This window comes from Anabaena subtropica FACHB-260 (genome assembly GCF_014697105.1).
In the GTDB taxonomy this organism is placed as follows: Bacteria; Cyanobacteriota; Cyanobacteriia; order Cyanobacteriales; family Nostocaceae; genus Trichormus; species Trichormus subtropicus.
This window is the reverse complement of sequence record NZ_JACJRF010000077.1, coordinates 1-11,728: the sequence shown is the minus strand read 5'-3', so window position 1 is coordinate 11,728 and position 11,728 is coordinate 1. Positions and strand designations below refer to the sequence as shown.

At 39.5% G+C, this 11,728-nt stretch carries 12 protein-coding genes and 1 pseudogene; 6 read left to right on the top strand and 7 right to left on the bottom strand.

Annotated features, from left to right (window positions below; all coding sequences use genetic code 11):
• Positions 1 to 135, top strand: a pseudogene (locus H6G18_RS23855) (photosystem II D2 protein (photosystem q(a) protein)); the annotation flags it as partial.
• On the top strand, positions 119 to 1,498 hold the full coding sequence (gene psbC / locus H6G18_RS23850; RefSeq protein WP_190409569.1) for a photosystem II reaction center protein CP43: 1,380 nt from the start codon (positions 119 to 121) through the stop codon (positions 1,496 to 1,498). The pseudogene H6G18_RS23855 and the gene psbC, both read left to right, overlap by 17 nt.
• A gap of 91 nt (positions 1,499 to 1,589) precedes the next feature.
• On the opposite strand, the gene H6G18_RS24605 is transcribed toward psbC, so the two are convergent.
• Both H6G18_RS24605 and H6G18_RS23845 read right to left on the bottom strand, forming a co-directional pair.
• Positions 1,590 to 1,766, bottom strand: coding sequence for a hypothetical protein (locus H6G18_RS24605; protein WP_206757218.1), 177 nt, complete (start codon positions 1,764 to 1,766; stop codon positions 1,590 to 1,592).
• Between the two features lie 116 nt (positions 1,767 to 1,882).
• Positions 1,883 to 2,458, bottom strand: a complete 576-nt coding sequence (locus tag H6G18_RS23845) for a DUF2808 domain-containing protein (RefSeq protein WP_190409568.1) — start codon at positions 2,456 to 2,458, stop codon at positions 1,883 to 1,885.
• A 211-nt stretch (positions 2,459 to 2,669) separates the two neighbouring features.
• Here H6G18_RS23845 and H6G18_RS23840 point away from each other — a divergent pair, with 211 nt between their 5' ends.
• A complete protein-coding gene (locus tag H6G18_RS23840; protein ID WP_190409567.1) occupies positions 2,670 to 3,161 on the top strand; it encodes a hypothetical protein in 492 nt (163 codons plus the stop codon).
• A gap of 225 nt (positions 3,162 to 3,386) precedes the next feature.
• Complete coding sequence (locus tag H6G18_RS23835; RefSeq protein WP_190409566.1) at positions 3,387 to 3,698, top strand: hypothetical protein; 312 nt, start codon at positions 3,387 to 3,389, stop codon at positions 3,696 to 3,698.
• Between the two features lie 21 nt (positions 3,699 to 3,719).
• On the opposite strand, the gene H6G18_RS23830 is transcribed toward H6G18_RS23835, so the two are convergent.
• A complete protein-coding gene (locus tag H6G18_RS23830) occupies positions 3,720 to 4,388 on the bottom strand; it encodes a class I SAM-dependent methyltransferase (RefSeq protein ID WP_190409565.1) in 669 nt (222 codons plus the stop codon).
• Positions 4,389 to 4,643: 255 nt separating this feature from the next.
• On the opposite strand from H6G18_RS23830, the gene H6G18_RS23825 reads away from it, so the two are divergent.
• Positions 4,644 to 5,738 carry a tetratricopeptide repeat protein gene (locus tag H6G18_RS23825; protein ID WP_190409564.1) on the top strand — a complete coding sequence of 365 codons (1,095 nt, stop codon included), beginning with the start codon at positions 4,644 to 4,646 and terminating at the stop codon, positions 5,736 to 5,738.
• Positions 5,739 to 5,888: 150 nt separating this feature from the next.
• Complete coding sequence (locus tag H6G18_RS23820) at positions 5,889 to 6,578, top strand: uracil-DNA glycosylase (RefSeq protein WP_190409563.1); 690 nt, start codon at positions 5,889 to 5,891, stop codon at positions 6,576 to 6,578.
• On the opposite strand, the gene H6G18_RS23815 is transcribed toward H6G18_RS23820, so the two are convergent.
• The 4 genes from H6G18_RS23815 to H6G18_RS25215 form a co-directional block, all read right to left on the bottom strand.
• A complete protein-coding gene (locus tag H6G18_RS23815; protein ID WP_190409562.1) occupies positions 6,575 to 7,684 on the bottom strand; it encodes a hybrid sensor histidine kinase/response regulator in 1,110 nt (369 codons plus the stop codon). The two genes, H6G18_RS23820 and H6G18_RS23815, sit on opposite strands and share 4 nt — an antisense overlap.
• A gap of 137 nt (positions 7,685 to 7,821) precedes the next feature.
• Entirely contained in the window at positions 7,822 to 9,156 is a 1,335-nt protein-coding gene (locus H6G18_RS23810; protein ID WP_190409561.1) for an ATP-binding response regulator, read from the bottom strand.
• Positions 9,157 to 9,340: 184 nt separating this feature from the next.
• On the bottom strand, positions 9,341 to 9,772 hold the full coding sequence (locus tag H6G18_RS23805; RefSeq protein WP_190409560.1) for a response regulator: 432 nt from the start codon (positions 9,770 to 9,772) through the stop codon (positions 9,341 to 9,343).
• A gap of 236 nt (positions 9,773 to 10,008) precedes the next feature.
• On the bottom strand, positions 10,009 to 11,157 hold the full coding sequence (locus tag H6G18_RS25215; protein ID WP_190409559.1) for an ATP-binding protein: 1,149 nt from the start codon (positions 11,155 to 11,157) through the stop codon (positions 10,009 to 10,011).
• Positions 11,158 to 11,728 lie beyond the last annotated feature (571 nt).

Here is an 11,728-nt window from a genome sequence, read left to right as displayed (position 1 = left end):
CCAGAGTTTGAAACTTTCTATACCAAGAACATTTTGCTCAACGAGGGTATCCGCGCTTGGATGGCTCCTCAAGATCAGCCTCACGAAAAATTTGTATTCCCCGAAGAGGTACTACCACGTGGTAACGCTCTCTAATAGCTTAGGCGGCGGACGCGACCAAGAATCAACCGGTTTTGCTTGGTGGTCTGGTAATGCTCGCCTAATTAACTTATCCGGTAAACTGCTGGGCGCTCACGTTGCTCATGCTGGCTTAATTGTATTCTGGGCCGGAGCGATGACCTTATTTGAAGTCGCTCACTTCATTCCAGAAAAACCAATGTATGAGCAGGGCTTAATCTTGCTACCTCACATCGCTACCCTTGGTTGGGGTGTGGGCATTGGTGGTGAAGTCATTGATACCTTCCCCTACTTTGTTGTTGGTGTACTTCACCTAATTTCTTCTGCTGTATTAGGCTTTGGTGGTATCTACCACGCAGTTCGTGGCCCAGAAACTTTAGAAGAATACTCTTCTTTCTTTGGTTATGACTGGAAAGACAAGAACAAGATGACCAATATCATCGGCTTCCACCTGATCATCCTGGGATGCGGTGCGTTGCTGTTGGTATTGAAAGCAATGTTCTTTGGCGGTGTCTATGACACATGGGCCCCTGGTGGTGGTGATGTACGTGTAATTACTAACCCTACACTTAACCCAGCTATTATCTTCGGTTATTTGCTCAAGGCTCCCTTCGGTGGCGAAGGTTGGATTGTGAGCGTTAATAACATGGAAGATGTGATTGGCGGACACATTTGGGTTGCTTTACTTTGTATATCTGGCGGTATCTGGCACATCTTCACCAAGCCTTTCGGTTGGGCGCGTCGTGCGTTCATTTGGTCTGGTGAAGCATACCTTTCCTACAGCTTAGGCGCTTTGTCCTTAATGGGCTTTATCGCTTCTTGTATGGTTTGGTATAACAACACTGTTTACCCCAGCGAATTCTTTGGCCCCACTGGTCCTGAAGCTTCTCAAGCTCAAGCTTTGACCTTCTTGATTCGTGACCAGCGCTTAGGCGCTAACGTCGGTTCTGCACAAGGCCCCACAGGTCTTGGTAAATACTTGATGCGCTCTCCTTCTGGTGAAATCATCTTCGGTGGTGAAACCATGCGCTTCTGGGACTTCCAAGGTCCTTGGTTAGAGCCTCTACGCGGGCCTAATGGTCTTGACTTAGACAAAATCAAGAACGATATTCAGCCTTGGCAAGCTCGTCGCGCTGCTGAATACATGACTCACGCTCCTCTGGGTTCTTTGAACTCTGTGGGTGGTGTGGCTACCGAAATTAACTCCTTCAACTACGTCTCTCCTCGTGCGTGGTTGGCTACTTCTCACTTCGTGTTAGGCTTCTTCTTCTTAATTGGTCACTTGTGGCACGCTGGACGCGCTCGCGCTGCGGCTGGTGGTTTCGAGAAGGGTATCGACCGTGAGAATGAACCAGCAATGGCTATGAGTGACCTTGACTAGGTTGCAAATTTTCTTTCATCACTGACAATCAAACGCTTTTTAAGCTCTTGTGTAACAGCAAGAGCTTTTTTTTAAACCCTAAATTTATTTTTCAGAAGCCAGCGATTTTACCCGTCTTAACTTCGACTTCTAGGTTACTGCCCTCATCAACAATGAAGGACGGGGCTTTAAACCCAGTTTTTCGGTAAATCAATTGCCCATCTGGTCTTCCGTCAACATACCTTCTGAGTAGCTGAATTCTTAATAACACGGTATTTAATATCAACATTTTATCTTTCAGTAAAACATCTGCACGAAAGCCTCTTTTCGTAAAAATTTTGCTGGGAATATGAAGACTATTGCTCTTTGAAACAGTGGAGTAGGCAAACAACACTTCAGTAATCATCACCTATATAGGAAGGGAAAATGGTTACTCCTGTGATTGTAAAAATGCAACCTGCCAAAACCGAGAAATTGGCTGTGAGTTTTTTCACCAGGGGGAAAGGCTGTAATCCCAAATAGATAAACTCCTGAGACTGCTGGATTTTGCCAAGGTTTTAAGCCAATAGTTATGGTTTTACCTGGAGATACTGGCGGATCAAATGTTATGGATACAGTTCTAGTTTGACGATTATTAGTCGCATCTTTTAATCCGATTTTCTGTCCTTTGCGGGAGCGTGTACCTTCAAAAGCAAAACTGTTTTTGAGGTCGAAGCGAATATTATCTACTCCCTGATGCTGGTGAATTGTTATCTGTTGTAAGGGTTCGCTAGCGTTTTCTGGCAAGCTGACTGTGAAATAGTATGTTGCACCCCAGACATTAACTTGATTGTAGGTCGTTGCAGTGTCCACAAGGCGCGGCGGTTGGACAAAATAGACTGTACCATCTCGCAACTGAATTGCTTGACTCGATGGAATGGTACATTCTTTGAGTATTGCTACACTGGCGATCGCTATACCCAAAAATACTGCAAGGCGCATGACTTTACTTTTTTTTACCAATTAGATAGTAATTATACCTTGTTTAATAGCTAAATAATTAGCCAGGAAAATTAATATTTATTATTAAAATATTGCAAAGATAACTATTATTACTTAAAAATACAATTGTTTTATAAAACTTAATTGATATCTGTTGTCAAAGTTACTATAAAAGTTAGAAACTAAAAAGACAAACCCAGCAATTATTCTTATGAATGCTATTTCTAAAGTTGAATTCAAGCATCCAAGTTGGCAAACCGCTATCTTGTTTGCTCTTGGCTTTTGGCTAAGTGCTAGCCTAATTTTAGATTGGGTAATTATGCCTAGTCTCTATCTGTCAGGAATGATGAGCCAAGCAGGTTTTACTACAGCAGGTTATGTAATTTTTTGGAGTTTTAATCGCTTAGAATTGTTATCTGCGGCTGTAGTCTTGACTGGTGTACTAGTTTGGAAAAAAACTCATGACCACTGGGAAACTAAAAGTACAATAGTCGCCCTCATGCTGCTAGCGATCGCTCTATTAAATACTTATTTCTTCACTCCACAAATGTCTGCTGTTGGAGTTAATCTAAATTTATTTGATACAGCATATACTGTTCCCATAAAGATGAATCTACTACACGGTAGTTACTTTCTACTAGAAGTAGTCAAATTTTTAGCAGGTGGCGCACTCTTTAACTGGTGCTGGCGACAGCCCACTTAGTTAATTTGCTCAGTTGTAGTTTTGGAAATGTTGACCTTTAATTACATACTCTATATAAAAGACGCAAAGTATTTTTTGTGTCTTTTTATATTATTAATCTGTGCTTTTAACCTTACCTAATTATTGACTAAGTTAATTTCTAGCCAAAATAGTGGCTCAGACACACAACCATATTCTTTTAGAGTACCTTGAAAGTATTAGTCTACATATAGGAGTAAATAAATTATGTCTTCATCAACCAAAGAAAAAAAATATTGTAAATGGTTCTGGGACGAAACCCTTGGTGGAGAGTTTGATAGCTGGGGAACTAGTACCTACTTTATAGAAGTGATACAAGTAGGTAGTGATTTGTGTGCTACACGACAAATAGAAGTTTACGAAAACGGTAATGTCTTGTCTTATGATGACAACCATTTTGCCGATAATTATGGAATGTTGTGTGATAAGCCTCTAGATAATGAGGATTTACGGGAATTTGGCATCACTAGAGCCGAATTTGAACAAATTTGGAATACAAAAACACCAATAAATAGATAACCCTTGAACAGCATAATGTTTCTAATTAGATGAAGTCCAACTGCGTTGAGCAGTCCAATGGCGATCGCTTGACTGATAAATCTGCACTCCCCTTAAACCTGCTGTTACAATCAGATGATTAACCTCATCCAACGTCAGAGCAGCGTGGAGAGAATCACGAAATAATTTTTTTTGATAGTCGTCGTATTCATCGCCAATACTCGCCACGACAGCATTCATAGTTGCTTCATCCTCAGGACGAAATAAATCACGGATGAAAATACCACCGTGAGGTTTACAGACGCGCTTGATTTCTGCAAAAAAAGGTAAAGGGTCAGGTAAATGGTGAACTAGGCTATTGGAGACAACTAGATCAAATATTCCATCCTCATAAGGTAAAAGTTTCGCATCCACTAGTTCCAAGCGAATATGTTCTTGTAACCCAGCTTGCTGGACGTGCTGTGCAGCAATTTTCAGCATATTTTGAGCCATATCAATCGCAACTAACTGCCACTGGGAGCGCATTTGACAAATTAAAACTGGAATCCGACCAGGGCCAGTACCCACATCCAAGACTAAACCCTGTTCTGGCGGGCCGAGAACCACGGCTTCCTCAGCAAAGGCAGTGTTTACTTCAGTAAAATCCATTGCGTCATATTCACTGGCTTCCTGCCAACTGTCCATCACTTCTGGTTCCAACTGTCTTTGCATTGCTAATTCCTCTGCACATCTGACATATAGCGTTTCTCGTTTTAGTGAGGTACATCTCGTTGAGGTTACGTACCTCATGCAATTAGAAACAGCTATAAGTAAAAACTAGCAGGAAAAAGGGACGTTGAAGCTAAGTATTGGGAATTAAAGTAGTTATTTTACCGACATGAAAACCACTATCAGTATTGTGCGTGAAAGAAGCGGCTGATTTTGGGGAACACTAAATACATAACCCCAGTTAACAGGAATTGGTCAATGTCAAACGTTGAAGGGAACAACAACATTAACAATAAGGTTCCTGTACAAGTTGCCAAATATTTAAAACAAGTAAGGCGCAACACAATTACTTATGAATTTGACCAAGGTGTACCAAAAGAATTTCTGGCTTCCCAAGAAAATGACAACCATTCATCAGAGGCATCCAAGTTACTGCGGCAAGGAATTCAACAACAGCAAGCAGGGGATTTGATAACAGCCATAAAGTCGTTACAAAAATCCCTAGAGATGTTTCAGTTAGCTGGGGATGTGCAACAACAAGAACAAGTGCTTTCTTTATTGGCATTAATAGCTTACACCTCAGGAGATTATAGAAATGTGATTTCTTACTCCCAAAAGTGTTTATCCTTGACAGACACCCCAAACCTATTAATACGAATGCAAGTCCTGTCTCATTTGGGTAATGCTTACCGTCATCTGAACGACCATCACAAAGCTATTGAATTTCTCCAAGCGTGTTTGCAACTAACTCAAAATTTACAAGACAAGCGCAGTCAGGTTGCAGCCTTAAATAATTTGGGATTGGTTTACAAAGCTGCTGGTAATTTTATCCAAGCGATTGAGTATCAAGAGCAAAGCCTCAAAATTGTCCAAGAACTCAAAGATAACTGGGGTATAGAACAAATCCTGAAAAATCTGGGCAATACTTGGTATGCTTTGGACAATTACCCAAAAGCGATCGCCTACTATGAAAAGTGTGTCAAAATAGCACTTTCTTTAAACAATCCTCGTAGTGCTGCTCAAGTGCTGAAAAATCTGGGTAATGCCTGCTATGCCATAGGCGATTACGCTAAAGCAATTAAATATTATGAAAAACGCTGGCAATTAGCTAGAGAACTTAAAGATAAGCGTAGTGAAGAACAGTCTCTCGGCAGTTTAGGGGTTGCTTGCGAAGCTTTAGGAGACCATAGCAAAGCGATCATCTATTATGAAGCACGCCTGTTGTTAGCGAGAAGCCTTAAAGACCACCGCATTGAAGAACAAGCTTTGGCTAGTCTGAAAATAGCTTGCTATGCCTTAGGAGATTATGCCAAAGCAATGCAATATCAACAAGGTATAGGCAGCGATACTTAAGTAGATCGGGGTAAATAATTACTGATACAATAAGAATCTAGTCAACATCAGTTCTTACTAACAGTATCCGTCTGAGAAATATCTTGCAAAAGCCATAACTCATTAAACTCAGACAAATTAGCGGCTACTAAGCCAATTATCCAGATTTTCATGAGTAGCGAAATCCAACTCAGTCTCTTTAACGAAGAATCAAACTTTGATCAACGAGAGCTGATTCCCACAGATGCCAAAATTCCTGTTCCCCCCGGAACCTATACGAATATGAACGAGTTGGCACAGCATTGTAATCAGTGCCAGCGTTGTGAATTGGGTAGCACCCGTACTCATGCTGTTGTCGGACGGGGACATCTCAAAGCGCCCATTATGGTTGTGGGAGAAGCACCAGGTCAAAATGAAGATGAAACGGGTCTACCTTTTGTCGGTAGATCAGGTCAGTTGCTTGATAAAATCTTAGCTTCGGTAGGCTTAAATACTGAGCATGATGTATATATAGCTAACATCAATAAATGCCGACCACCCAATAACCGCGTTCCCACTCCTCATGAAATGGCAGCTTGTCTACCATATTTATTAGAACAAATACGCCTTGTTGACCCCAAAATTATTTTGCTCACAGGTGCAACCTCCGTTAAAGGTCTGACTGGCGAGAAACGAGCAATCACAAAGATTCGTGGTCAGTGGATAGAGTGGGAAGGACGTTTATGTATGCCCATTTTTCATCCTTCCTATTTATTGCGTAATCCTTCTAAGGAACAAGGTAGTCCTAAATGGCTAATGTGGCAAGATATACAAACAGTCCGTGCCAAATACGATGAAATTCGCCAAAGCGATGGAATTTAAGTATTTTTAGGTAGTTTAACTGTGAATACACTACCTTTTCCTACTTCGGAAGTCAGACTAATTGTACCTTCATGGGCTTCAACGATGCGGCTGGATAAATGCAAGCCTAAGCCACTACCTGAACGTTTATTTCTTCCTTGACGAAATCGCTCAAAAATGGTGGCTTGGTCTTCAGGTGCAATCCCATAACCTGTATCTTCGATTTCGATTGTTAGCCAATGATTATTAGTTTCAAAAAAGCGAATTTCAATGCCGCCATTGTCGGTAAATTTGATGGCATTGGCAACTAAGTTATATAATACCCGGCGTAGTTCTAGGGGGTCGCCCATTACTACACCAGCTTTCTCTGCTGAATTATCTATATTGCTATTATCTATTTTGAGCGTGATACCTTTCTCATTAGTTAAAGTGGTAAGTTCGCTCACTACTTCTTGAGCTATTTCCTTTAAGTTACAGCTTTCATAATTTAATGTTTTCTTACCCGCTTCAAAACGGTACACTTCTAGCAAAGTGTTAACCATTTGCATTAAATTTTGATTACTGCGAATCATGACAGCGATCGCCTGTTTCATTTCTGGCGAAATTTTACAAAAGGCTTCTTGTTGGAACAAATCCAACATCCGATCAGATGCAACTAACGGTGTGCGTAAATCGTGAGTTAGGCGCGAAACAAAGTCTTCCCTTTGACGCGCCATTTTGCGTTGTTCATCCAAACTGTGCTTGAGGCGTAGTAGCGATCGCACTCTAGCTAATAATTCATCTGTATCAAATGGTTTGCGAATAAAATCATCCGCACCTGCATCTAATCCTTCTACTACACTCGATTCGTGAAAGGCTGTAATTAACAAAATGGGAATATAGTTGATGGCTGGGTTATTACGGATACGTCTTGTCACTTCGTAACCATCGATCCCTGGCATCATTACGTCCAACAAAATTAAGTCTGGTGGAGAGTCTTCAACTTTTTGCAAAGCCGAAATGCCATCACTTGCTAAATCAATCTCATAGCCTTCACTTTCTAAAATTGTTTGCACCAAAATCAGATTATCTCTAGTATCATCAACAGCCAAAATTCGATCAATTTTAGAATTTTCCACAACAGACATGATAATAAAGTTTTGTGATAATAATTTATAATTTGAGATTCGGATATTTTCAGAGACATCCAAAAATTAAATTACTCTATTCCTGCGTCTAATACAACTATCAAATTTCCTTTCGTCTTGCTCATCAAAGCAATCGATTATTTTTTTATTTGGAAGTTTCTTACTGATAGGTGGTTAGATTTAGGCTGAGACTGGATTGGGTTTTGATTCGCACTAATCATACTTTTACTATCTAGTTGCAAAGTAGAAGATGGTATGGATAAATTTGACAATGCCAATTGTTTTGGTAATTCAATTGTGAATATTGAACCTACTCCCAATTGACTTTCTAGAAAAATTTTACCATTCATCATTTGCACTAGTGAGTTAATAATGGCTAACCCCAAGCCTGTCCCTGGATATTTACGAGTAATACTTTGATCTACTTGTCGGAAAGCTTCAAAAATATGTTTAAAATCTTTAGATGCTATGCCAATACCCGTATCTTTAACTGCGATCGCCACCCCATTTCCTGGTATATCTTCTACCTCAATCCAAATACTACCAGACTCTGTGAACTTAATAGCGTTAGATAATAAATTTATTAAAATTTGTTTAATACGCATGGGGTCATTGACAACCCAAGGATTTTGTAAGTCAATATGCACTAACAAAGACAGCTTTTTTGCTTCAGCTAGAGAACGCATTTCTCCAACTGCGACATTAATTACTTTGGTTAAATTAAATAATTCTGGCTTCAGTTCTAATTGTCCTTCTTCCAATTTTGAGAAATCTAAAACTTCATTCAGTAGCATCAATAGATGCTTCCCATTATTGAGAATACGTTCTACCATGTCGGCTTGTTGATCTGTAAGATTGCCGAATTTAGGACGTAATAATATTTGCGAAAACCCAATAATGGCATTCATTGGTGTCCGCAGTTCATGAGACATAGTAGCCAGAAACTGGGATTTAAGCCGCGATGCTTCCAATAATTTTAAGTTTTGGATTTGGATTTTTTGCCGTTGTTGCTCTAATTCTTGATTTTTCTTCACTAGTTGCTCATGGTTTTCTCGCAGTTGTTGATGTGCAATAGCCGCCTGCATTTCCGCACGATAAATTCGTATCGCACTGCGTAAAACCTGAGCTAAAGTTTCCGACGAAACTCTAGATTTAGACAAATAATCTGTCGCACCAGCTTTCATCAAATCTACTGCAACTTGTTCATCACCTTGAGAGGTCAGAACTACTAAAGGAATTTTGATATTTAAGGAACGTAGTGTTTGAATTAAGGTTAAGCCGTCTTGGTCTGGTAAACGATAATCGAGAAAGGCACAATCGAAAGTAGTATTTCTTAAGGCAGAGATCGCACTATTTCCATCACTTACTTCTGACAGTTTCATTCGTACCCCCGCTTTCATCAAAGCACGACGAACTGTCATACGGTCTACATCATCATCGTCTACAACCAAAATCTTTAGCGTCTCTTCCATCGGTTTTTATTTTCGATGCCAAATACAAGTTTATTTCCAACATTTCTGGTTTCAAATTATCCCACTAAAAATTTGAGTTTTTAGATATAGTCTTAATAAATTCTTATCTTTTGACTTGATTGAGCCTGGTTCTCAATGTCAGAGCTAAAATAATTATCACCCTAAGCAATCTGGTATTAGCTAACTAAGGCATTTCGCATAATATCCAATACTTGTTGAGTGCTACCATCATTTCTAGAAAACTAGAGAATGTTACAGGCTTAAGGATATAACCAGCAACGTTTAAATTGTAAGCTTCTACACGGTCTTTATCTTGGTTTGATGTCGTCATCACAACTACGGGAGTTGGTCGTAATTGAGGATCAGACCTCAATTTTTGCAAGAATTCAATACCACCCATTTTGGGCATATTTAAGTCTAGCAAAATTAAGCGCCGCTCTTGAGGAAAATTAGGAAATTGATCATGATTACCACGCAAAATAGTGAGGGCCTCTAAACCATTACTTGCTAAGTAAATAGGATTAGTAATATTAACTTTCTTGAATGCCCGCTTGACATTCATAATATCAACTTCATCATCCTCCACTAACAGTATGTTAATCACTCTTTCTGGCATTTTTTGTATTTAAACTATGCTTTTTACTAAAGATTAGATATTAAATGAACAGTTGTTCATGGATTAGCAATTAGCCAGATACTCAGCCTATGTGCTTTAGAAGACTAAGCTTTTACTCAGTAAAATAAAATACTTGTTTAAGCTTCAACCCAATTGTAAAAGAGCGACTTAACACACGTCCTCACCCATAGGTGAGAGTTGGAGAAAATCATCGTGTACCATAAGCTTGAGCCGCTTTACTCAGGAGAACGCTTAGGCCAAGTAAAGCAAAATGTACTCCCAGGCCCGGAGACAGGTTTCAAAGTAATGAAACCTCCTTCAGTTTCGACAATTTTTTTGACGATCGCCAATCCAATCCCAGTATTTTCTTTGCGATCGCGTGGTTCGAGAGTTTGGAAAATCACAAACACCTTATCCTGATATTCTAGGGGGATACCAGGGCCATCATCCGCTACACTAAACTCGTAGTACTTGCCCAAGTCTCGCACTGAGATTTTTACCCGACCGTCAGTTCGGGAGTGATGTTGAATCGCATTGTCAATTAAGTTGGCAAAAACCTGTTGTAGGGGAACTTTTTTTGTGAAGAAGGTAGGCATTTCTGGCTGGATTTCGATCTGAAAAGTTGCTGGGGGTTGCAACGAGTCAATGACTTCTTTGAGTAATGAGTCTACATTGACTGAAGTTAATTCTGTGTGGACACGTCCAATGCGCGAATATTCCAGTAAGCCATTAATTAAGCCTTCCATGCGACGCACCCGACCCCGCAACAACTGCATTTGATGTTGGTTTTCTTTGGGAAGTTTGTCTGCTAGGTCTTCTTCTAACCATTCTGATAAACTAGCGATCGCCCGTAAAGGTGCCTTCAGATCATGGGAGGCGACATAAGCAAACTGGTCTAATTCTTGATTGCGTTGTTGCAATAAAGTGGTAGTTTGAACCAGGATAGTATTGACGCGGATAAGTTCTTTTGCCCGTTCTTCGACAGTAATTTCCGTTTGTTTGCGTTGACTAATATCTACTATTGTGCCGATATAGCCAACAACCCGACCATCATCATCATTTTCTACTACTGCTTCTGACAGTACCCAAGTGATTTTACCTTGATGATTTTGCAAGCGAAATTCTGTTTTCAAAGACTCCCGATTTAGCAAAAAATGTTGGGCTTGTGCCTCTATGAGTTTTAAATCATCTGGATGAATAGCTACTCGCCAACCTTGACCCAATGATTGTTTTAAAGATAGACCAGAAATTTCACACCAGCGCTGGTTGACATAAAGACAATTACCCATTATGTCTGTGTGAAATATTCCCACAGGAGCCATTTCTGCAATATTTGCATAGTAGCGATCGCTTTCCTGAATTGTTTGATTTGTTGCAATTCCCACACACTGTCCCCCTATTAAAAAATTTTGATTATTAGCTAAAAATAGCTTAATTTACTTTTTAAATATTGATTTTTCATCTTTAACATTTATTGACATTCTGGGAATATATTGGCAAAAATTTGTCAGAAGATTAAGTAAAATGTCTATTATTAATCCTTAAGCAATAATTATAAGATAATCAAGCATAGGTTTTAGTCTCAGTATTTTATATTTTCTTGTAAAATAGCGATATATCTAAAGCCTGATTTTTATGCTGATCAAAACCTGAAAAGACTAGATTTATTATTTCTATCGGTGGATGCAGGCGCATCAAAATATCATCTATCTTTGGTTTGGGAAAATGATAGAAGTGGCTGAAAAAATAGCAAAGTTTGCCAGAAGCAATTACAGAAGCAGTGAGTGTAACGATGAGTGAAATCAGTATTGTTTTAATTGAAGATCATGATTTAACTAGAATGGGTCTAAGAGCTGATTCGTAAAGTAAATATTAAATAGACAATCGCCTAACCATGAGACGAAGTAAGGAACCATAAATCATGGCTTCACTTACCTCTGAATACACTTCATAATC